This window comes from Paenibacillus sp. FSL L8-0502 (assembly GCF_038593055.1).
In the GTDB taxonomy this organism is placed as follows: domain Bacteria; phylum Bacillota; class Bacilli; order Paenibacillales; family Paenibacillaceae; genus Paenibacillus; species Paenibacillus polymyxa_D.
This window is the reverse complement of sequence record NZ_CP151958.1, coordinates 15,001-36,163: the sequence shown is the minus strand read 5'-3', so window position 1 is coordinate 36,163 and position 21,163 is coordinate 15,001. Positions and strand designations below refer to the sequence as shown.

Here is a 21,163-nt window from a genome sequence, read left to right as displayed (position 1 = left end):
CACCGGCGGACTGGCCGGTTGCTGGCGGAATGTAAGTGATATAGTGAAATCCGAATATTTAATAGTAAATATATCATCTTCGTACGTATTTGTACAACAATTGCCACTATAATAAGAAAGAAATATCTAAAATCAGGTCAAAAGTCGTACTGCGTACACATCTTTACAAAACCCTCTTAGTCCATTGTAAATCCGTGGCACTTTGGCTTCCTTCGATACTAGTCCGAACACCGTAGGTCCACTACCTGACATCAGCACACCGTCTGCTCCTAAGCGGATCATGGAGTTTTTAAGATGCTCTACCTCTGGATACAGCTTTAGTGTTACATCCTCCAGTACATTCCCCAGTGCGTTGCATACATCGGTAAAAGAAGCGTTACGGATCGCATGCTCCATCTGGCGTGCAGACGGGTGGTGCGTAATCTGATCCGCTTTGACACGACCGTACACTTCAGCCGTCGATACATTAATCGGCGGCTTCGCAAGGATCACCCAGCATTGTGGCGGATTCGGAAGTGGCTTGAGCAGTTCTCCGCGTCCACTCGCTAAAGCTGTACCCCCTGTAATACAGAAAGGTACATCTGAGCCCAGCTCCGCACCCAGCACCCTTAATTCGGCATCCGAGATACCAAGCTTCCATAGCTTGTTCAGTCCACGCAGCGCTGCGGCAGCATCACTACTTCCACCCGCCAACCCTGCTGCCACCGGGATATGCTTATCCAGATGGATGTGGACGCCCGTAGACACGTTATAACGTTCTTTGATCAGACGCGCAGCCTGAAAAGCCAAATTCTTTTCATCCAATGGTATGTACCCGGCTTGACTTGAAATAATAATGGTATCACGCGGTAACTCAGACATCGTCAATCGGTCAGACAGATCGACCATGGTCATAATCATTTCGACCTCGTGATAACCATCGTCCCGTTTACGTAGAACATCAAGCATTAAATTGATTTTCGCCGGTGCTTTTTCATATATTTTCAAGGCGTTCACCCACCTTCAACTTTTCCCTCAAGACAGCTTAACATATTATATCAGACTCAGCGTGTCAAGTCATGAGGTTCAAAAAAGCGGAGATGCCCCGGTCTAATCCCGGATATCCCCGCTTTTCATCAGCACCACCGATGGCTACGATTTGCGAGAAGCAGCCTGCTCAGCAAGCTGGATGGCCCGCTTGACCATATTGCCCGCATCCTTGGCTTTAATGCCTCCCCAGCCTTCTTCCTTGACCGTGTCGTAAAATCCAAGATCTTTGGCCAGCTCGTACTTTAGCTCCTCCGACATGACACTCCGTCTTCTTCGGCTCATACATACGCCTCCTTCGGCAATGGAATAAGGAAGATCATTCCCGGCTTAGTATGTGCAGAGATGTCATGCTTCATCCTGCTCTGTATATACAAAACGGCCCCGTCATTTGAAATGACGAAGCCGTCGTTAAACCTGCAAAGCTGGTATAAATCACGAAATGAATTAAGGTGTTTCAAAATATTCGACTACACTTGTATGGGAGTCGGGATCATATACGCTGACTTCCACCGACTCGGTAAGGATGTCAGCATAGCTGTAGGAGACACGTTTAAACGTCTGTTGCTCCTGATCCAGCTTGACGATAAAAACAGAAGGGTACGTTTCTTCCAAGACACCAGTTCGTTCGACGGTCTTACGGCGTCCGCCGTTAGCCCGCAGCAAAATTTTTTGCCCTACATGTGCGTCGAGACTGCGTTTGATTTCCAACAGCGTATTTTTAGCCATTGCCTAACGACCACCTCTTTCCTTGTCCATTATAACGAATTTTAGATGGATTGTCAAATCGAGCTAAATATTATAACAACACGAAAAATAAGTTGTCAATTTAATTTTTTGCGAACAGGAATAATTTATATAAAAAATGACAAAAAGCCTCTGAAAGCAGAGGCTTTTTGTTCAAGTCAATCCTATTGGCACATTTGAATCCTAGATTGCGGAAGGCGTTACTTTAAGCGTTGACAAATTTTCAAGCTTCGGCAGGCCGATGCGATAGCTTCCTCTGGTTTCAATTCCACCCACTCCGCGACTGCCGCTGATTGTCTGGTGAAACAGGTCCCCCATATTCACCGTATCTCGGATCGAAGTAAAGGCCGCCTTGGCAGCCACGTAAACGGGGTCCAGCGCGTGAATCAGGATACGCCCTGGTGAGCTGGCGAAGTTCGCTCCCGCACGCAGCAGCGCCTCAAAATGGGACTGGCACGCCCCCGCTACAATGGTCAGCGAATCCAGATGACGTTCATATTGTCTTGCTACCTGAATTGCCGCCACAAAATTTTGCGAATTTTTATAACTTTTCAAGCTGTACAAATCGTAAGGCTGTGGCTGCTTTAGCACGCCATCATGTCCGGTAATCACTACAATATCCGGACGGATACGGGGAAGCAGCCGGTACAACGTATCCGCCATTGCCGATTCATGAACGTGATGTCCCTCTGCAGGAACACGGAGCTGTTCATATAAACTGAGACATTTTTTCAAATAGCCGGGATCTCCATCCAGATGAAGAACCTTTCCCGGCATTTCAAAATACGTTGACTCGACTGGATCACTCCAGTCCCCAACCAGAGCTGCCTGACTACGAGCAGCTTGCTGCTGGCGTGCCCGTTGCAACAGATTAAGAGACTCACCAGCCTTAATGTGAGCCTGCTGAGTCTTACCGCTAATCTGGTCTGCAGGCACTCTGACCAGATCGTTCACCGGGGAATCGGCCAGCAACCGAAATTCTATTCCCTTAATGATCGCTTTATCCCGCTGGATGTCCTCAACGCGAAACGTGACATCTCCGCCGTACGATTTCCGAACGACCAAGTCTCCTAAACTCATCACACTGTATCACCCCTCGTATATCGTATGGGTGAATGCACAGTTTGGTTCCAGCTTAGGATATACCTGCTTCCACCAGAACAGCACTGAGACGCGCAAATTCCTCAATACTTAGCGTTTCTCCTCGACGGGAGGGTTCAATACCAGCTTGTTGCAACAACGGCTCCAACGTGTCCTTGTTCTCTTTGGTGAAGAATCGGCTTTTTAAGTTATTGGAGATGGTTTTACGACGCTGGGCAAAAGCAGCATGAACCACTTCAAAGAAGTGCTTCTCATCCACCACTTCCACCGGAGGGGCTTCCCGTACACGCAACCGAATGACTGCAGACTCCACATTTGGCTGGGGAATAAATACTGTATTCGGTACAATACAGACTAATTCAGGTTCGCTGTAATATTGTACTGCAATGCTCAGACTGCCGTAATCCTTCGTTCCAGGAGACGCAGCCATACGCTCAGCCACTTCTTTTTGGATCATAACGACGATATTCTCCAAAGGGAGCTTGTCCTCAAGTAGCCTCATCAGAATCGGTGTAGTAACGTAATACGGCAGATTAGCCACGACACTTACTTTACTCACGTCTGCAAAATCAGCTGCAAATACCTCGCGTAAATCCAGCTTCAGCACGTCTCCATGACGTACCTTCACATGCTCATAAGGGGCCAACACTTCTTCGAGAATTGGCAGTAGCCGCTGGTCAATCTCGACAGCGGTAACTACCTTGGCCGATTGCGCCAGCTTCTCAGTCAAAGCGCCAATCCCAGGACCAATCTCAAGTGCGCCCTTCGTCTCATCCAATCCGGCAGCATTCACAATCTTATTGAGAATATTTTGATCAATCAGGAAATTTTGTCCCAAACTCTTTTTGAACGAAAAACCGTGCCGTTGAATAATTTCCTTCGTACGCCGCGGTGTTGCTATATCTTGAATCCCTGTCATACGAATATCACAATCCTTCACTTTCAATTTGTGCCAGCGCTCCGGCAAATTCCTCGCGGCTGATCTGAAATACAGAGAGCCGTTTATGTAGCTGCTTTCCGTTACAATAACCAATACCCAGCACATTCCCTAAGGCCATACGGCGTGCAGCAGCATTGGGGTGGGTGATAAGTCCAGCATCAATCAGGTCCGCCCACTCAATCAGCGGGTCGGCGCCTTCTACTGTCGTATGAACCCGTGCGAGAGCGTGTCTGATCGCTTCCGGTGAGGCATTCTCCACACCAATATCTCCTTTGCGCGTCGCTTCTGCCTCGGGTATAAAGGCCTGCTTGCAGCCGGGTACCTTGGAAGCGATAATCTTACGGATGCGCTCCCCTGCATGATCGGGATCGGTTAAAATGATGACCCCCCGCCGCTCCTGCGCCAATGCAATTTTACGCAGCGTCATTTTATTAATGGCTGAGCCGCCAGTTTCTATTGTATCCGCTTCAACAGCGCGGCGAATGGCCACCGTATCATCCCGGCCCTCTACCACGATCACTTCCTTGATCATTTGCATTTCCCTCCACTGCTACACAGCAAGCTATATTTATCTTTCCCTGCTTTTGAAAACAAAATAAGAAGAGGATATCCTCTTCTTAGCATGGCATAACTATGTTGTTAATACTATCGCATTGCCCTCAACATACACAACCTGTTTTAGTTGATTTCAGGCTTTACCGGTCCGATAACATATACGGTTTTACCGTGCTTACGACCAAATTGGTTGGCTCGGCTCAAACTCTCATAATACACATCGATTTTGTGGCCTTTAATCGCGCCACCGGTATCCTCCGCACGGCGGAAGCCCACCCCTTCGATATACACCCACCAGCCGATTGGAATTATACTCGGATCGACAGCGATGGTGCGGCCTTCCGTCACGCGCGTGCCGGATGCAGTACGTGTACCGATACCTGGCTCCTGTGAGGAATACGCCGTCATGGAGACATTTTGTAAAACTTTGCTATATTTAAAATTGACGCCTGCTTTACGGACAGCACTGCCCGAACTAACCGTTGTTGTCTTAACCGCATCATTGGGACCGACGGAAGCAGCAAGAACGACCGGCTTTTTCTTCGTTCCTACCGCAATAACCTTATCCACACGGTTCTGTGCAACTTCCTTGTTAACCAGCTGTTTGGATACCAACTTTCCATCATGATATACCTTTTGAACGTGCTGGACTACCACACCCGATTTGCCGCTTTGAATGACCCGATTATCGCCTTTATAAAGACTCGGATCGGCCGTTTTGATGACCTGATAAGGCACCTGTTTTTTCTGTTCGACCTGCTGTTTCTTCACACGGACGATTTTTATGTCCATGTTAGACGAAACAGAGGCATCCAACGCAGGATAAACTTTATCCGTTGACGATAATTTATAGCCCGAGGTACGAATGGCACCTTCTACTGTATTTTCTGTTGTGTACAGCTTTTTCGTCTCATTGCCTGAAGATACTTTAACTTGATTGGCACGTTTAATGACTACGCGGTCCCCATCCTGTACTGCTCCATTTAGCGGCATAGAAATTGTATCATGCGGCTGAAGTGAAATGGAATGCTCGCTCAGCAAATCTTGAAGCTTGGATTCCCGGGTTTCTACCGCAGATGCCTTGCCATCAATGACAAAAAAGACTTGTTTTTTAGATTGCGTGTACATCAGAATTGAAATCATAATCGTTAGCGCGATTAGAAAAATAGCAACCAAAGCAGCCTGGCGCACATTCTCTTGCTTCCAACGCAATACGTAAGACATGCTGGATGAGCGTGACTCATGGGTCTCCTCTTTTTGGAAAATGCCCATTTCCTCCGTCCTCCTTACATAGCCCGCCGTCTGGAGTAAGACATAGTTGAGATTTGACGTGACTATAACAGATTTTCTACAAGACAAGCCCAAACTGCGACTGTCCTGCACCATGTACCCGTCTTCGCGGCATGCTGTCCTCCCCTGTTTAACCACAGTATGATGACAGATTTTCTTTTATTCACAACAAAAAAAGCCAAAGAAAGAGACTAGAGAGCTCTTTCGTGGCTTCCGGCATGTGTGAATATGCGGGAAAACTCATGCACGAGATGGCTTCTCTCTTGTTACGCTTACGGGGTTAGCTGTCGGGTTCGGACGTAGAGAGTCGCCCTAGCTTGGGTCAACCGCTCATGGCGGTCGCCTTCACATTCACCCCGAAGACCCAGAAAGAAATCGAAATACGGCTCCTCCACCTGTTCAATCCCATCCGGGAAAAGAAATTAGGTCGAGCCGGCTGGCGGAAGGGACGTTCCCTTCTTGCACATACGCCGGACGTACTGTAAGCCATATCGGTTCCCCCGTTCCCTGTAAAAGGGACTCAGCGAGACTGGTTCATGAAATGACTTGTTGATGTTTACATTCAAACAACAATTCACTGAAAAGATGATATCCTGTTTCTATGCATGTTGTAAAGCAGGTTTCAAGTACATTTTTCAAAATATTCGGTTAAAATATTGTAATATTCTCGAGTTTCCTGCAACAAATTCATGATTAGCTTCGTCTATCTCTTTATTTTGATCGATTTCTTCGCTTTTTTATTGAATGTCAAATCGTTCCAAGGCATTTTGGGTCGTTATTGACACTAATTCCTCCACTGTAATCCCCTTAATTTGGGCTGCAGCCTCTGCTACCAGTCTCACATGCGCAGACTCATTTCGCTTCCCGCGAAACGGATGCGGCGTCAGGTAGGGCGCGTCCGTTTCAATGAGCAGACGGTCCAGTGGCACCTGTGCCAGCACCTCTTTTGGCTGCTTGGCATTTTTAAACGTAATAGGACCACCGAAGGAAAGGTGAAATCCCATATCCAGCACCATTTGGGCTGTCTCCCAGCTCCCAGAAAAGGAGTGCATGACTCCGCCAATCTCACTCGCTTTTTCCTCACGCAAAATCTTAACAATATCTTCATGGGCATCCCGGTTATGAATAACAATGGGCATTTTGAGCTCACGAGCCAGACCAATTTGATTTCGAAACACCCGATGCTGAACATCCTTCGGTGATGTATCCCAATAATAATCCAGACCGATCTCTCCGATGGCTACGACCTTCTTATGACTGCATAACGATGCAATCCATTCTAAATCTCCCTCTTGCATTGTAATCGCATCCTGCGGGTGCCATCCAACTGCCGCATAAATAAAATCATACGTCTCGGCCAATTTCATGGTGGATGGAATGGTCTCACGATTAAATCCGATATTGATCATCCGCGTTACTCCTGATTCGACAGCACGTGCTATAACTTCTTCACGATCTTCGTCAAATTGTGGCGCATCCAAGTGAGTATGAGTGTCGAACAAATCCAAGGTTTACATCTCCTTTTTTTACTTACATTTCTATATAGTTGTCTATTCTTTGACAAAATAATTCCTTATTTCGGCAGGAAGCCTGTCTTTTACCGCGTTCAATTTATTCTGGGGAAAATACATATGATATTTCCCTCGGTGAATACCACTTATGGAGCGCACAATTTCCGAAACTTCGGATATTTCACTCACCTCGCCCTGACGTCCAAGCAGTAAAATCTGGTTGTCCGTCGAGCCACCCTGCCGAAACACATCATAAGGAAGATCCGTCGGAAAATCAATTTCAAAATCATATTCAGGGTGCAAACCAGCCTCTTCCAAAGCTTTCCGAATACTGTCAATGGTATCTGTATCCATATTTTCAATCTCTACATATTTATACAATCTACGGTCCATAAAGCGGCTGCTCAAATCACTTAAAATTTCGTCCTTTTCTCGTTTCCACTGGCTAAATACGGTCTGAATTAATGACTCATCGAGCATCAGATATTGCTCTACTGTAAGCTCTCCTTTCAACAGATCCGGCAGCGGGTCCAGCAGAAAACCAAACTCATATCCGTTTTTAAACAATTCCTTTGCTCGCTTGAAAATTTTACGTAAAAGGATCTCCGAGCTGCGTGTTACAGGATGAAAATAAATTTGCCAATACATCTGATAGCGTGACATTAAATAATCCTCTACTGCATGCATGCCTGATTCCTTCACAACAATTCTCCCATTATGAGGACGCAACAGTCGTAAAATACGATCCAAATCAATCGTGCCGTAGTTGACACCTGTCGAATGAGCATCCCGCAACAAATAATCCATACGATCGGCATCTAGCGGACTGGTCACCAAGTTAACAACAATCGGCTTATCATACGTTTTGGCTATAACCGCAGCCACCTTTTGTGGAAGCTTCTCGTCAACTTGCCGTAGCACGGCGTTGATCTTCGTGTCTCCCAGTACAATGCGGCATGTCCAATCCTCATGGTTCATATGAAAGGCTTCCTCAATTGAATGTGAAAATGGGCCATGCCCCACATCATGCAATAGAGCTGCACACAGAGCAACCAACCTTTCCTCTTTCGGCCAATCTGGGAAATCTCCACGTTCAAATTGAGAAATAATACTTCTCGTAATCTCATATACGCCCAATGAATGTGAAAAACGGCTATGCTCCGCTCCATGAAACGTAAGATACGATGTGCCTAACTGCCGTATGCGGCGTAAACGTTGGAACTCCGGCGTGTTGATCAACCGCCATATCACAGTATCCTGAACATGAATGTAATTATGTACCGGGTCTTTAAATACTTTTTCTTCACTGAGTGGCTGGTGCAAGATATCAGCTCCTTTAATATTCGGAATAATGGATTAAAATACAATAAAATCCTAAAGCATTTCCCTCATTCGACATTCTTTGTCGTAATATGTCGAATTATAGTTTTTCGACATTTCCAAATCGACAAATTGAATAAATCATCAATAAGATAAGGCAATGCACATGAGTAAAGCTCTTTAATCTAAATACTTTTGCATAATCAGACTGTTACTACATTTTTTAGGTTGACTGTTTTGGGAATCGTTGGTATAGTAAATATCAGAAAAGAGAAAATTTTGTCGAATCATGACACTTATATTATTTTAAACGGCGAGAGGAGCCTGATTTATTATGATGAAATCCACTGGTATTGTAAGAAAAGTCGACGAGCTCGGACGTGTTGTTATTCCAATCGAATTGCGCCGTACCCTGGGAATCGGGGAAAAAGACGCGTTGGAAATTTATGTTGATGGCGAACGCATCATGCTTAAAAAATACGAGCCTGCTTGTATCTTCTGCGGTAATGCTGAGAACGTAATTTACTTCAAAGGGAAAATTGTTTGCCAAGATTGCATTTCTGAAATCCCAACACCTGTGACAAACTGAGAATTTTAGTATATAATAGACTTATCAGATATTGTTAATTCTAACCTTTTTCATATACACTCCTTGTTGCCTTCCACGGTTTGAACCCAACCGTTGGAAGGCCCTTTTTTGTTTAGGCAGATATTCATAAGAGTGCGTTGTAAACATCTCTCTTGGAGATTGCACGATCTGTGGCTGTACGCTTCATTGCGTCCTTGCGTGTAAGTCCCTCTTGCTCGTAATGTGCGACGTGGGACTCCAAAGATAAGGACTGCCACCATGCCTGACGTTCCTGTTCTTCTTCCTCTTCGTCTTTTCCTTCAACCACTAGACAATACTCACCAATCGGTGGATTTTCCTCTAGTTTAGCAAGGCATTGCTCCACGGTTCCTCGTACCCATTCCTCATGCAGCTTGGTCAGCTCACGCGCAAGCACCACTTTGCGTGAACCTAATGTTTCCTTCAACACCATCAATGTCTTCACAATACGATGAGGCGATTCATAAAAAATAATTGTGCCGTGAGATACCTGAAACGATAGCAACAGCTTCTCCAGGTCCTTTTTCTCCCGTGGTGGAAAACCAGCGAAGGTGAACCTTTCTGTATCCAGTCCTGAGGCAATTAAAGCAGATAGTGCCGCATTCGCTCCTGGGATGGGGATGACGCTAATTCCCGCTTCCAGTGCCAGCTTGACCAGATCCGAACCAGGGTCAGAAATGGCCGGTAGACCTGCATCGCTAACCAGCGCCAAGTTTTTCCCTTCTATTATGTAACGTATCAGTTCAGGCCCACTGGCAACCTTATTATGTTCATGATAACTAAAGAGCATATCCGGTGTGATTTCGAAATGAGTGAGCAGTTTACGTGTCTGCCGCGTATCTTCGGCAGCGATAATACTACACGACTTTAAGGTGTTAATTGCCCTAAAGGTCATATCTTCCAGATTCCCAATAGGTGTTGCAACAAGATACAATTTTCCCCGTTCTTCTTCGCTGTTACTAAAGCTTTTTTGTACAGCTGCTTTCACACAGAATCCCCCTTGCTTACTTCTCCATAGATATCTCTTATCTCCTGAGTATAATTCCCATTTTCCTGATATACAATGAGCGGAGGCAACAAACGAACCTCGGGTTTACCGTCACGTAATGCTTCAACCAGTACCATATTGGCTTCCATATGAACTCGTGGGTGAACAAAACGTATTCTTTTGGGTTCCAAACTATGTTTACGCATCAAGGTTATAATCTCGCCCAGCCGCTGCGGGCGATGAACCATGGATACTTTCCCCCCATTACGGACAAGCCGGGTGGATGCCTGAATGACTTCTTCCAGTGTGCAGTTCACTTCATGACGGGCAATTGCCTGGTGAGGATTCAGCTTGATATCGCTACCATTTAGCGGCATATAGGGGGGATTCACGGTAATCGCATCATAAACACCATGTCCCGTGATGTGAACCAGCTCACGCAGGTCCCCTTCCCGAATCTGAATTGCTGCTTCTAATCCATTCAAGCTGACACTGCGTCTAGCCATATCTGCCAAGCGTGGTTGAATCTCAATTCCTTCAATAGACGCTTTTGTTCGTGTCGTTAGCAGCAGGGGGACAACCCCATTGCCTGTACACAGATCAAGAATCTTTCCACGCTGCGGAATACCAGCAAAACGTGCCAGCAAGACCGCATCCATCGAGAAGCTGAATACTTCATCACTCTGGATAATGCGCAAATTATGTGAAAGCAGATCATCAATTCGTTCAGACTTCTTTTCTTTTTCCTCCATAGTGCTCTCCCATCTTTTATAACCAAAGTCGCTTTTCACTCATACTTCCCTACAAAAAAAGCCGTAGGCATCTTGCTCCTACGGCTTGTTTTTATTTATTCAAAAATGACAGACAGAAGAGGCAATCGCCTTCCGTTCGCAAATGTCCGTAATACACGTTGCATATATGAAATCCTTCATGATACAGCCTTGCTAGATTGTCGTAGCCTTCGCCCACGACCTCACCCGTTTGCCCTTCATCCTTAATGACGATCGGAGGAGGAAGCTTCGGCTTGTTTGCCGTCTTTTCTTCTCCAGAGGTTTCACGTTTGAGCATCTTGCGCACCTGTTCGTTTTCAATCGTTAGTCGTTGATTTTCCTCCAGCAGCTCTTTAACTGCCAGTTTCAATTCACCCAGATCGCTATGCAACTGTCCCATTTGGGTTTCCATTTCGTGAATACGCGCAAAAACATTTAATTTATCCAAGTTTCCACCCCGAAGCAACCTAATGGTTTACTTGACGACTACATCGTCCATTGGAAGTTCCTTGACCTTACTGATCTCAAACAGTTGAACATGCACCGTGCGATGACCTGCATTCACACCTACGACTTTACCTTCCCCCAAAGAGGTGATAACCATCTTACCCACCTGAGGTAGCTCTTCTCGCATACTTTCGTAGTTATCATGTTCAAACTTGAGACAGCACATCAATCTCCCGCACAACCCGGAAATCTTCGTCGGATTCAGCGACAAACTCTGATCCTTCGCCATCTTAATAGATACCGGCTCAAAATCCCCCAGCCATGAGGAGCAACACAGAATACGTCCACAAGGTCCAATTCCGCCAAGCATTTTAGCCTCATCCCGTACGCCGATCTGCCGCAGCTCGATCCGTGTACGAAAAATACTGGCCAAGTCCTTTACAAGCTCTCGAAAATCTACTCGACCCTCTGCCGTAAAATAAAAAATGATCTTATTGCGGTCAAATGTAAATTCTACATCTACCAATTTCATTTTAAGGCCATGGTCTTTAATTTTATTTAAACACGTGCCGAATGCATCCTTGGCCGCTAATTTATTCTCTTCTACCACAAGAGCGTCATCATCCCCAGCAATACGAATGACTTTTTTTAAGGGCAGGACAACATCCGAATCATTTACCTCTTTTTTGCCCACTACAACCTTGCCATATTCAATACCGCGCGCGGTCTCTACAATGACACAGTTTTCTTTCTCCACTGGAAGATCCAGCGGATCAAAATAATAAGTCTTGCCCGCCTTCTTGAAACGGACACCCACTACACTATACAAAAATTAACCCCCTTGTATGCCACTAAACCTCATTTGAAGCCGACATTGTACGAATGGCCGCAATTGAAGTCTCACTGTCGCACAAACCGGGAACCTGGCGTCGCGGATTGTGCAGAGTGGAACAAGCGCGCCTTCCTGTTAGCCGGTGATAGAACCGCTTGTATCGGACAACCCAATCAGAAGCTGCTCCACGCATAACTGCCCGTTGACGTGAAAACGGAGCTTCTTCCTGCAATTCGCGGCCAAATCCATATAAGAGACCCATTGTTCCGTGCTGCGGGTGATTGCCAATTTGGAGACGGACTCCAAATGATCTATGAAAACAATGCTTTCGTGCCTTCCGTAACGGAAATGAAGCATATCCTTAAACCACAAATGAAACAGATGAAACAGAATATCCAGGTGTTCAGAAAGTCCAGTTTTAAAAATCTTCTGTTGAGCCAGAATAATAGACGAGCTCCCCCGACTCATGGACTCCTTCACTAATTGTAACACTACGTTTCTAATTTCTGCAAACCAATTCTGCTGGAGAATTTCTCTACATGATTCCAGTCCTGAAGCAATATGAACGACCGACCGGACAAGCCCTGCCGTATAGCCTTCCCCAATTAATGCCTGCATCATCACCTCCGGCTGTAAAGCGTGGAAAGGAACCTGCTGCGTCCGTGATTGAATCGTAGGCAGCAACGCCTGTCCATTTTCAGAAATGAGTATACCGACCACTGGAATTTGGGGCTCCTCCAGAAATTTAAGTAAGCTATTAGCAGCTTGCACTGTCATGGTATCCGCCTGTCGGATGATATATACCTTCGGATTGGAGCTTTCAGATTTGTAAGAAAATATACGTTGAAGCCCGCGAATCTGATCAATTTTAATCGTAGCTCCATCCGGCTCTACAATATGCAAATCTGGATGATTCCCGTGCTCTACCTTGCGGCATGACAAACACTCCCCACATGCATCGTCCGTCTGTCGCTCACAAAATAAAGCCTTAGCAAAGATCTGCGCCATGTTCATCTGCCCGCTTCCCGGCGGCCCGCTAAAAACATAGGCATGGTTGACCGTATGATTCCGTAGTGCACTTTGCAGCATTTTTTTGGCTACATCCTGGCCCATTATATGTTGAAAAGACATATTTCCTCACTTTCTCCACTGAAAACAACTGTGATCCATCGGCAAATCGTTGTTCTTCCAGGCATGTATATAGTCAAAAATAATCTGCCAGCATGATCAGCAAGCAGATTATTTCTTCGTGGCAATAGCCCGTCTGTATTCATTTATAACATAAGTCTGCATTAAAATGAGAGATTAATTAGCAATCCTCTGATCTCACCGACCCCTTGCAAAAGCTCAATCTTGCCTTGCTCGGTTTCGAGCAGTTCATCTGCCATTTTGAGCAACAGCTCATCCACTTCATCAATCAGCTTATAACGTTTGCTGCGTCCCCGGCGATCCCAGCCCTTCGTGTCCTTCATGGACACGCCTCGCCGAACGGTATCTTCCAAAAACCGTTTAACCAGCATCTTATAGGCCTTCAGCTCACGAATCGTCATTGAACGTGCAAGACGATCTCCCTGCATTTGTATTTCCTTAAAGCGCCGATTCAATTCCTCCTGCGAAGCTTGCTCACCATTTTGCTGCATAACGTCGGAGAAGCTCTTGGGCTGAATTGGCTTTGCACTCATTTCATTTGTAGACAATGTACTTTGTAAAGGGCGATAGCCCGGATTTATTTTCATATAAACCTGCTTTCTCCCCGGATGCTTCCACTTTCCCCCTTCATGAACAGTTCAACCTAGAACTCAGGGTTTCTTCGGCTTTCCGGGGACTGCGCTGTAGCGCTGCCGTTTTAGTAGATCTGCCCTCATTCCCATCATGCAGGAAGATACAGGCGATTCCCCTATCATATCGGCAGAATAGGCCCTATTGTGTAGATTCAGAAATGCTCGAAACGGTCTACAGGCATCACGAATACCGTCGCTCCACCCACCTGCACTTCAACAGGCAACGGTAAATAGGAGTCCGTCGTCCCGCTCATAGGGGTAACGGGTGTGACCAGCTGTTCACGAACCTTGCAACTGCTGCGAATGACGTTCATTAATGAGTCCACCTGATTGTCATCAACACCGATCATAAATGTCGTATTACCTGCACGCAGAAATCCTCCTGTGCTCGCCAATTTGGTAGCACGGAAATTAGCTTTCACCAGTCCGCTGGATAATCTATTACTGTCCTTATCCTGTACAATCGCAATAATCAGCTTCATCCTGTATTCCTCCTTCAAGTCATATTAGAGACAACCTTGTCCCTAGCTCAATTTTACCGTATATCCTTCGACAATTATATGCTAAAATTCTGAGCAAACCGTGTTTTCAGCAAATCCTTCAATACTTGCTCCACCTGCTCTGGCGCCGGAGATGCATCAACAATTGTAATTCGCTCCGGAAATTTGCGAGCCAACTCCAAATATGCCTCTCGCACCTTATGGTGAAACGATATACTCTCCATGTCGAGGCGGTCCATTTCTGCTCCTCGTGACGCACTAATTCTTGCCAATCCCAGTTCGGGCTCAATATCCAGATAAAATGTGACATCCGGCTCCCAATCATCTACCGCAAAGCGATTAATTGAAGCTACCTCTTCAATTCCGATTCCTCTTGCAAATCCTTGATAGACTAAGCTACTATCCACAAAACGATCACATAATACGATAGCTCCCTGTTCAATAGCCGGCTTTACCTTCTCCACCAAATGCTGACGCCGTGCCGCCGCGTATAAAAGTGCCTCTGTTCGAGCATCCATACTGGTATGAGCAGGGTCCAAAATGATAGAACGAATCTTTTCGGAAATTTCGATGCCACCCGGCTCCCTTGTCGTGATGACTGGATAGCCTTCTTCCTCCATAAACTTCGCCAGCCGTTGAATCATAGTTGTTTTACCGGAGCCGTCTCCCCCCTCCAGTGTAATAAAAATGCCTTTGCGATTCATGTTATTCCCTGCTTTCCTGTCTGAAAAATAAAAGTCACCCACAGGCTACGTATGCTTCTTTTATTCAGTCTTCTGTATTTGTTAAGTCTCTAGTATCTAATCTTTATTGTAAACGGAATACCCGAATTGTAAGCATACTTTCATCTGCTACCCCGTGCCATTTGGCTCCCAGCTTACGTAGACGACCCATCCGCAGTGCAATCGCTTCTGTGATCGTTTCTCCTGCATATAGCAGTGGAATACCTGGAGGATACGGGATAATCATTTCGGCCGCTACCCTGCCAGCGCATTCCTCTACAGGCACCGTCTCCATCTGATCGGGGCTAATCGGTCGAAGCCCAAACGGCACCGGAATAGAGTATCCCTTCATTCTATCATTGTTCCACGTGGAAAAATCTAATTCGAGTCTTTGCTGCTCTTTTTCCGTTGGCCCCGGCTCACCAGCCGTCTCCTTAAATCTTATATCATTATTTATATGCACAAGAGCCTGCAACAGGTGACTCGCATCCTTAGCCGTAGAGCCTAACGTAAACAATAAAACAACATGTTTTTCGTCGCTCATCTCTGGAACACATCCGTAAGTCTCCAATTCGTGCTTGAGTTCAAATCCATCCAGTATACCCCATGTATCATACAGCACCAATTTAAAGGGATCCTGGGTTGAATATCTGCTTATTCCCTCCTCAGCCCTTTCTAGGACCTCAGAGGTTCCCCTGTGAGCGTATTCCCCCTCTAGTGCCTGCTGTGTAGATTCTAACAAGCGAAAGCGCGGGAGCTGCTCCAGGCCCTTTCTAAAAGCATCTACTGCCGCTAAGCCCATGGTAAAGGCATCTGCTCCATACGCCTCTATATACCATCTTGCCAAATCCAATGAAGCCATTAACGGATAAGAAGGGCTAGAGCTTTGCACCATCGCCAGTCGCTGACGAAGTAGTTCCCGATGAATTCTCTTTCCCTGCACATGTAACATGGCCCCCATGGTCATGGCTGGGAGCATTTTATGTGTCGATTGGACGACTACATCAGCCCCGCAGGATAGCGCAGAGGCTGGCAAACGAGGATGCAGCCCATAATGGGCACCGTGGGCCTCATCTACCAATAGCGGCACATGGGCTGCATGACAGACCTTAGCCGTTGCCGTTAGGTCATGTCCCATCCCATAGTAATTAGGTAGTGTAAGTAACACCCCTTTTGCCGAAGGATATGTCTTCAGTGCAGCCTTTATTGTATCCGTCGTTGGGGCAACCGCCAATCCGCTCAGTGTATCTATTTCCGGATCCAGGAATACCGCATTAGCCCCTGACAGCATGAGACCGTTCAGGACAGATTTGTGTACATTTCTCTGTACCAGCAGTAGATCTCCCGGCTCCGTACATACAGTTAAAATCATAGCCAAATTACCGACCGTGCTTCCTCCAATTAGCCAAAAGCTCTCTTCAGCACCAAAACACTTTGCAGCCAGCTCTTGCCCTTCACGAATCACATCTTCTGGGTGATGCAAATCATCCAGTCCAGTAATTTCTGTCGCATCAATAGACATCACTTCTTGCAACAGAGATGCAATATTTTCATGCTCATATACTTGTCCATTTTTATGACCGGGCACATGGAAAGAAGCATTGCCCTGAGTCCGGTAACGTATTAGGGCTTCCATTAATGGTGCGTGTACCGCCTTTTTCCCCATCATTCTGCAATCCTTCCAAACAAAGCTTTATATCTACCTTATTTTATCGTAAAATCAAGCGGAATCCTACTTTTACTCACAGAAAAAAAGGCCCGTATCGACAGACCTTGAATGCCAATCCTTCAAAGACTAATTGCAAAGGATATTATGCATTTTTCTGTACCCAGATTTGCTTTAGTTGATCAATAAAAAAATGATATTTGGCATCAGTTGCATCCGTGTGTACCATTTCAGCTTCACACGTATCACAGATAAACTCGGAAACGATAAAAATGCCTTCATGCTTGTGCTGTCCGCATATAATACAGCGGTGGTCGCCTTGATCATGCATATCCATCCCACCTTGTTTCTTTTACTATTAGTATGGGGCACTTTCTACTATTTTAAACCTTTTCATAGCTCAGTTTGACGATATACTCTATATATATTCCTCCTGGGCCATTATGGTGTTTGTACCCCGTATGTTTAAAAAACAGCCGTCTATGCCGATATAATAAGAAAAAGCTCTTATGTATGGATACCCTTTCATCGGAGCCTTGAACACTTCATCAGTGATAGCTTTTCCAGTAATTATAGAGTAGGCTAGCTAACACTGGATGTCGATCATTCTGTATTTCTACAAAAACGATTAAATGCTTATTTAAAGCGGCATGAGCGAAGTACCGTCCCTTTTTCCGGCTGTGGACGGGAAGCCACTTGTGATGCAGTAGATTAATGAAAGGACTGTTCGCATGACAGAGGAAACCGGAACCAAAGCTACCTACTATCACTACAAGCTCATTAAAAAAATCAGTATACCGCGTCAACTAGTATGGAGTCATATTTCACTGCCTATTATTATGCTTCTCTTTCTGCTTCTTGCCTTTTCCTGGACTAGCGTGTTTTTGTTTGCTCTTGCCTTTTTCCTTACCTTATGGGTACACTTCGTAATCTCACGATCTGTCCTATACATCGGTGGCGGAGCATCCTTCCGCAAACGTTGGGCATTCCACCGTAAGTTACCATGGCTAGGCTATATGACAGACCAGTACATAGGCTATAGCATCTTTCGTCGTGTGCACATACATACCCTCTGGATCGGTATCTGCTTATCAGGCGTATTCATTCTCTGGTCTCCACCAGCCTTTACGGTATCCTTACTCTTCTGGCATCTATGGCTTATTGCACCGCGTCTATACATCCTCAGTCGGCTTACGGGCGAGAGAAAAGACGGCATGTTGAAGTTTACCGATGAAGATGCCTCATATTATCAACAGTAAATCTAACCACTCATATCCGTACAGATAAAAAATTCCGATCTGAACTACCTACAACGATCTAGACTGAAGCAAAAAGGAGCAACCTCAATCGGTTACTCCTTTTTTTGCGACTTAACAACCATAATCGCTTTATTCTCTTATCAAGTAAACTTTCCTCACCTTTATCCTCGTTATTAATGTAGAGCAATTATTCAACATGCAAATATATAAAAGGAAGCTACTCCCTACTCAACGGCAGTTCTGAGTGCTTCCCCACATCCAATCTCATCATTCACCATTATACACAGCATACGATACGCTATGAGTTTACTATAAATATGATCTACATTAAGTCCTATGCTGCTTACCGGTTGAAAACCGTACTCCTAATTAAGATCCACGCTTTTGCTCTTCACAACAGCCTTTCTGTCTTTTGGAACCAATACAGTAAAAGAACCATCATGCACAGACAAATGCACCATGTGTTTATTTTTCTGAAACACCTTCTGATTTGAGGTGGATAGATTCGGTTCCTCAGTCCACCCCCAAGCTGCAATCTCCTCTAGATAAGGAGCAGGTAGACTATCACTTTCCTTCAACGCTGGCAGTGCATAGCGAACATAGTCCATGTCCGAATTACTGCTGGCCCGATCGGTTTTACTAGCTTCTTTGGGAACCGGAAACGTCTTCTCGTTGGCAGCACCCTCAAACGATGTCCAAGAAGGCTCCTCTTCCACGCACCCGGTAAGAATCGCGACAGCGACACTGAATAGCACCAATAGAGCAAGCCATTTATTTCGCCGCATGATCTTCCCTCCTTACCAGCCTGATTGATTATACAAAAATCCTATGATGGAGTTTGCATAATTCTGCAACAATGCAGCGTGTGTGTATGGGATTCAATACCTATATTATACAGGGTTTACTCTTACATTCCGTAACAAAAATGTTACCTTCCTTTTGTAGGGATATTTCTAAAATATCCGTATATGCAAAAGAGGACCATGATCTCATTGAGATCATGGTCCTCTTTACCTGTTGCTTGGCGACGTCCTACTCTCCCAGGACCCTGCGGTCCAAGTACCATCGGCGCTGGAGGGCTTAACGGTCGTGTTCGGGATGGGTACGTGTGGAACCCCTCCGCTATCGCCACCAAACATGAATTTACATCGTAAATTCTTTTTCAGGAATCAGCATCGCCAAATGCTGTGTGTTTACTTGTTCCATATAAGCCACTTGAGCTTATACAATACAAAGCTTACACCCTGAAAACTGGATCCGAAACTCATTTGCGTTTTATTCTTAGGATAAGCCCTCGACCGATTAGTATTGGTCAGCTCCATGCATTACTGCACTTCCACCCCCAACCTATCTACCTCGTCGTCTTCAAGGGGTCTTACATACTGGGAAATCTCATCTTGAGGGGGGCTTCACGCTTAGATGCTTTCAGCGCTTATCCCTTCCGTACATAGCTACCCAGCGGTGCTCCTGGCGGAACAACTGGTACACCAGCGGTACGTCCATCCCGGTCCTCTCGTACTAAGGACAGCTCCTCTCAAATTTCCTACGCCCACGACAGATAGGGACCGAACTGTCTCACGACGTTCTGAACCCAGCTCGCGTACCGCTTTAATGGGCGAACAGCCCAACCCTTGGGACCTACTTCAGCCCCAGGATGCGATGAGCCGACATCGAGGTGCCAAACCTCCCCGTCGATGTGGACTCTTGGGGGAGATAAGCCTGTTATCCCCAGGGTAGCTTTTATCCGTTGAGCGATGGCCCTTCCATGCGGTACCACCGGATCACTAAGCCCGACTTTCGTCCCTGCTCGACTTGTAGGTCTCGCAGTCAAGCTCCCTTCTGCCTTTGCACTCTTCGAATGATTTCCAACCATTCTGAGGGAACCTTGGGGCGCCTCCGTTACTCTTTAGGAGGCGACCGCCCCAGTCAAACTGCCCACCTGACACTGTCCTCGCACCGGTTCACGGTACCAAGTTAGAACCTAGATACGATCAGGGTGGTATCCCAAGGATGCCTCCCTTCAAGCTGGCGCTCAAAGTTCTACGGCTCCCACCTATCCTGTACAGATCGTACCCAAATTCAATATCAAGCTGCAGTAAAGCTCCATGGGGTCTTTCCGTCTTGTCGCGGGTAACCTGCATCTTCACAGGTATTAAAATTTCACCGGATCTCTCGTTGAGACAGCGCCCAAGTCGTTACGCCATTCGTGCGGGTCAGAATTTACCTGACAAGGAATTTCGCTACCTTAGGACCGTTATAGTTACGGCCGCCGTTTACTGGGGCTTCGGTTCATAGCTTCGCCCCGAAGGGCTTACCACTCCCCTTAACCTTCCAGCACCGGGCAGGCGTCAGCCCGTATACTTCGCCTTGCGGCTTCGCACAGACCTGTGTTTTTGCTAAACAGTCGCTTGGGCCTTTTCACTGCGGCCCCCTCGGGCTATTCACCCTACCGAGGCACCCCTTCTCCCGAAGTTACGGGGTCATTTTGCCGAGTTCCTTAACGAGAGTTCTTCCGCGCGCCTTAGAATTCTCTTCTCGCCTACCTGTGTCGGTTTGCGGTACGGGCACCTTCTCCTGGCTAGAGGCTTTTCTTGGCAGTCTGAGATCATGACCTTCGCTACTACAATTTTCGCTCCCCATCACAGCCCAGCCTTAACGATATGCGGATTTGCCTACACATCAGCCTCACTGCTTAGACGGACATCCATCAGTCCGCGTCACTACCCTACTGCGTCACCCCATCGCTCATAGCGGATTACGGTGGTACAGGAATTTCGACCTGTTGTCCTTCGACTACGCCTATCGGCCTCGCCTTAGGTCCCGACTTACCCTGAGCGGACGAACCTTCCTCAGGAACCCTTAGGCTTTCGGCGGATCTGATTCTCACAGATCTTTTCGTTACTCATACCGGCATTCTCACTTGAATGCAGTCCAGCGCTCCTTACGGTACACCTTCAACCCGCATTCAACGCTCCCCTACCCCTGATGCAAGCATCAAGCCATAGCTTCGGTGGTGTGTTTAGCCCCGTTACATTTTCGGCGCAGAGTCACTCGACCAGTGAGCTATTACGCACTCTTTCAATGGTGGCTGCTTCTAAGCC

22 protein-coding genes, 2 rRNA genes and 1 riboswitch (1 of these 25 cut by a window edge) are annotated in these 21,163 nt (G+C 46.3%); of the genes, 2 read left to right on the top strand and 22 right to left on the bottom strand.

Features of this window, described 5'->3' with window-relative positions; all coding sequences use genetic code 11:
- Positions 1 to 132: 132 nt before the first annotated feature.
- The 9 genes from ispE to NSQ57_RS00130 form a co-directional block, all read right to left on the bottom strand.
- On the bottom strand, positions 133 to 987 hold the full coding sequence (gene ispE / locus NSQ57_RS00170) for a 4-(cytidine 5'-diphospho)-2-C-methyl-D-erythritol kinase (protein ID WP_029519377.1): 855 nt from the start codon (positions 985 to 987) through the stop codon (positions 133 to 135).
- A gap of 144 nt (positions 988 to 1,131) precedes the next feature.
- Complete coding sequence (locus NSQ57_RS00165) at positions 1,132 to 1,311, bottom strand: small, acid-soluble spore protein, alpha/beta type (RefSeq protein WP_007428013.1); 180 nt, start codon at positions 1,309 to 1,311, stop codon at positions 1,132 to 1,134.
- A gap of 162 nt (positions 1,312 to 1,473) precedes the next feature.
- Entirely contained in the window at positions 1,474 to 1,755 is a 282-nt protein-coding gene (locus tag NSQ57_RS00160) for a Veg family protein (protein ID WP_013308120.1), read from the bottom strand.
- Between the two features lie 201 nt (positions 1,756 to 1,956).
- Complete coding sequence (gene yabG / locus NSQ57_RS00155) at positions 1,957 to 2,853, bottom strand: sporulation peptidase YabG (RefSeq protein WP_023986432.1); 897 nt, start codon at positions 2,851 to 2,853, stop codon at positions 1,957 to 1,959.
- Positions 2,854 to 2,908: 55 nt separating this feature from the next.
- Complete coding sequence (rsmA, locus tag NSQ57_RS00150) at positions 2,909 to 3,793, bottom strand: 16S rRNA (adenine(1518)-N(6)/adenine(1519)-N(6))-dimethyltransferase RsmA (RefSeq protein ID WP_029519379.1); 885 nt, start codon at positions 3,791 to 3,793, stop codon at positions 2,909 to 2,911.
- A gap of 7 nt (positions 3,794 to 3,800) precedes the next feature.
- Positions 3,801 to 4,346: a ribonuclease M5 gene (gene rnmV, locus NSQ57_RS00145; RefSeq protein ID WP_013308117.1), complete on the bottom strand. Its 546-nt coding sequence runs from the start codon at positions 4,344 to 4,346 to the stop codon at positions 3,801 to 3,803.
- Between the two features lie 146 nt (positions 4,347 to 4,492).
- Positions 4,493 to 5,641: a 3D domain-containing protein gene (locus NSQ57_RS00140; RefSeq protein ID WP_029519383.1), complete on the bottom strand. Its 1,149-nt coding sequence runs from the start codon at positions 5,639 to 5,641 to the stop codon at positions 4,493 to 4,495.
- 271 nt (positions 5,642 to 5,912) lie between these two features.
- Positions 5,913 to 6,195, bottom strand: a riboswitch (cyclic di-AMP (ydaO/yuaA leader).
- 201 nt (positions 6,196 to 6,396) lie between these two features.
- A complete protein-coding gene (locus NSQ57_RS00135; protein ID WP_340953559.1) occupies positions 6,397 to 7,167 on the bottom strand; it encodes a TatD family hydrolase in 771 nt (256 codons plus the stop codon).
- A 42-nt stretch (positions 7,168 to 7,209) separates the two neighbouring features.
- Complete coding sequence (locus NSQ57_RS00130) at positions 7,210 to 8,493, bottom strand: HD domain-containing protein (protein ID WP_029519386.1); 1,284 nt, start codon at positions 8,491 to 8,493, stop codon at positions 7,210 to 7,212.
- Positions 8,494 to 8,824: 331 nt separating this feature from the next.
- On the opposite strand from NSQ57_RS00130, the gene NSQ57_RS00125 reads away from it, so the two are divergent.
- Positions 8,825 to 9,079, top strand: coding sequence for an AbrB/MazE/SpoVT family DNA-binding domain-containing protein (locus NSQ57_RS00125; protein WP_007428005.1), 255 nt, complete (start codon positions 8,825 to 8,827; stop codon positions 9,077 to 9,079).
- Positions 9,080 to 9,203: 124 nt separating this feature from the next.
- On the opposite strand, the gene rsmI is transcribed toward NSQ57_RS00125, so the two are convergent.
- From rsmI to NSQ57_RS00075, 10 genes are all read right to left on the bottom strand, one after another.
- Positions 9,204 to 10,085, bottom strand: a complete 882-nt coding sequence (gene rsmI / locus NSQ57_RS00120) for a 16S rRNA (cytidine(1402)-2'-O)-methyltransferase (protein ID WP_029519388.1) — start codon at positions 10,083 to 10,085, stop codon at positions 9,204 to 9,206.
- The gene (locus tag NSQ57_RS00115) at positions 10,082 to 10,837 is read right to left on the bottom strand and encodes a tRNA1(Val) (adenine(37)-N6)-methyltransferase (RefSeq protein ID WP_029519389.1); all 756 of its coding nucleotides are present in this window, start codon (positions 10,835 to 10,837) and stop codon (positions 10,082 to 10,084) included. The genes rsmI and NSQ57_RS00115 overlap by 4 nt, the downstream gene beginning before the upstream one ends.
- 91 nt (positions 10,838 to 10,928) lie before the next feature.
- A complete protein-coding gene (yabA, locus tag NSQ57_RS00110; RefSeq protein ID WP_025722558.1) occupies positions 10,929 to 11,303 on the bottom strand; it encodes a DNA replication initiation control protein YabA in 375 nt (124 codons plus the stop codon).
- A 27-nt stretch (positions 11,304 to 11,330) separates the two neighbouring features.
- On the bottom strand, positions 11,331 to 12,131 hold the full coding sequence (locus NSQ57_RS00105) for a stage 0 sporulation family protein (RefSeq protein ID WP_013308110.1): 801 nt from the start codon (positions 12,129 to 12,131) through the stop codon (positions 11,331 to 11,333).
- A 138-nt stretch (positions 12,132 to 12,269) separates the two neighbouring features.
- Positions 12,270 to 13,265, bottom strand: a complete 996-nt coding sequence (gene holB, locus NSQ57_RS00100; protein ID WP_023986424.1) for a DNA polymerase III subunit delta' — start codon at positions 13,263 to 13,265, stop codon at positions 12,270 to 12,272.
- A gap of 161 nt (positions 13,266 to 13,426) precedes the next feature.
- Complete coding sequence (locus NSQ57_RS00095; RefSeq protein ID WP_013308108.1) at positions 13,427 to 13,870, bottom strand: YaaR family protein; 444 nt, start codon at positions 13,868 to 13,870, stop codon at positions 13,427 to 13,429.
- Between the two features lie 197 nt (positions 13,871 to 14,067).
- Positions 14,068 to 14,397 carry a cyclic-di-AMP receptor gene (locus tag NSQ57_RS00090; protein WP_007427998.1) on the bottom strand — a complete coding sequence of 110 codons (330 nt, stop codon included), beginning with the start codon at positions 14,395 to 14,397 and terminating at the stop codon, positions 14,068 to 14,070.
- 74 nt (positions 14,398 to 14,471) lie between these two features.
- Positions 14,472 to 15,119: a dTMP kinase gene (gene tmk, locus NSQ57_RS00085; RefSeq protein WP_029519390.1), complete on the bottom strand. Its 648-nt coding sequence runs from the start codon at positions 15,117 to 15,119 to the stop codon at positions 14,472 to 14,474.
- 103 nt (positions 15,120 to 15,222) lie between these two features.
- The gene (locus NSQ57_RS00080; protein ID WP_029519391.1) at positions 15,223 to 16,806 is read right to left on the bottom strand and encodes a DegT/DnrJ/EryC1/StrS family aminotransferase; all 1,584 of its coding nucleotides are present in this window, start codon (positions 16,804 to 16,806) and stop codon (positions 15,223 to 15,225) included.
- Positions 16,807 to 16,948: 142 nt separating this feature from the next.
- Positions 16,949 to 17,134, bottom strand: a complete 186-nt coding sequence (locus NSQ57_RS00075; protein ID WP_013368656.1) for a sigma factor G inhibitor Gin — start codon at positions 17,132 to 17,134, stop codon at positions 16,949 to 16,951.
- A 400-nt stretch (positions 17,135 to 17,534) separates the two neighbouring features.
- On the opposite strand from NSQ57_RS00075, the gene NSQ57_RS00070 reads away from it, so the two are divergent.
- Complete coding sequence (locus NSQ57_RS00070) at positions 17,535 to 18,062, top strand: hypothetical protein (protein ID WP_029519392.1); 528 nt, start codon at positions 17,535 to 17,537, stop codon at positions 18,060 to 18,062.
- A gap of 365 nt (positions 18,063 to 18,427) precedes the next feature.
- Here the strand turns inward: NSQ57_RS00070 and NSQ57_RS00065 are convergent, their stop codons facing one another.
- The 3 genes from NSQ57_RS00065 to NSQ57_RS00055 all read right to left on the bottom strand — a co-directional run.
- Complete coding sequence (locus tag NSQ57_RS00065) at positions 18,428 to 18,847, bottom strand: hypothetical protein (protein ID WP_013308104.1); 420 nt, start codon at positions 18,845 to 18,847, stop codon at positions 18,428 to 18,430.
- Between the two features lie 234 nt (positions 18,848 to 19,081).
- Positions 19,082 to 19,198: ribosomal RNA gene (gene rrf / locus NSQ57_RS00060) — 5S ribosomal RNA — on the bottom strand.
- 146 nt (positions 19,199 to 19,344) lie between these two features.
- Positions 19,345 to 21,163 (bottom strand): 23S ribosomal RNA (locus NSQ57_RS00055) (it continues 1,109 nt past the right edge of the window).

Bases quoted from the DNA above. Each gene is read 5' to 3' on its own strand.
- NSQ57_RS00165 (WP_007428013.1), bottom strand. From the start codon at position 1,311: ATGAGCCGAAGAAGACGGAGTGTCATGTCGGAGGAGCTAAAGTACGAG.
- NSQ57_RS00160 (WP_013308120.1), bottom strand. From the start codon at position 1,755: ATGGCTAAAAATACGCTGTTGGAAATCAAACGCAGTCTCGACGCACAT.
- yabG (WP_023986432.1), bottom strand. From the start codon at position 2,853: ATGAGTTTAGGAGACTTGGTCGTTCGGAAATCGTACGGCGGAGATGTC.
- rsmA (WP_029519379.1), bottom strand. From the start codon at position 3,793: ATGACAGGGATTCAAGATATAGCAACACCGCGGCGTACGAAGGAAATT.
- rnmV (WP_013308117.1), bottom strand. From the start codon at position 4,346: ATGATCAAGGAAGTGATCGTGGTAGAGGGCCGGGATGATACGGTGGCC.
- NSQ57_RS00140 (WP_029519383.1), bottom strand. From the start codon at position 5,641: ATGGGCATTTTCCAAAAAGAGGAGACCCATGAGTCACGCTCATCCAGC.
- NSQ57_RS00125 (WP_007428005.1), top strand. From the start codon at position 8,825: ATGATGAAATCCACTGGTATTGTAAGAAAAGTCGACGAGCTCGGACGT.
- NSQ57_RS00115 (WP_029519389.1), bottom strand. From the start codon at position 10,837: ATGGAGGAAAAAGAAAAGAAGTCTGAACGAATTGATGATCTGCTTTCA.
- holB (WP_023986424.1), bottom strand. From the start codon at position 13,265: ATGTCTTTTCAACATATAATGGGCCAGGATGTAGCCAAAAAAATGCTG.
- NSQ57_RS00095 (WP_013308108.1), bottom strand. From the start codon at position 13,870: ATGAAAATAAATCCGGGCTATCGCCCTTTACAAAGTACATTGTCTACA.
- NSQ57_RS00090 (WP_007427998.1), bottom strand. From the start codon at position 14,397: ATGAAGCTGATTATTGCGATTGTACAGGATAAGGACAGTAATAGATTA.
- tmk (WP_029519390.1), bottom strand. From the start codon at position 15,119: ATGAATCGCAAAGGCATTTTTATTACACTGGAGGGGGGAGACGGCTCC.
- NSQ57_RS00080 (WP_029519391.1), bottom strand. From the start codon at position 16,806: ATGATGGGGAAAAAGGCGGTACACGCACCATTAATGGAAGCCCTAATA.
- NSQ57_RS00075 (WP_013368656.1), bottom strand. From the start codon at position 17,134: ATGCATGATCAAGGCGACCACCGCTGTATTATATGCGGACAGCACAAG.
- NSQ57_RS00070 (WP_029519392.1), top strand. From the start codon at position 17,535: ATGACAGAGGAAACCGGAACCAAAGCTACCTACTATCACTACAAGCTC.
- NSQ57_RS00065 (WP_013308104.1), bottom strand. From the start codon at position 18,847: ATGCGGCGAAATAAATGGCTTGCTCTATTGGTGCTATTCAGTGTCGCT.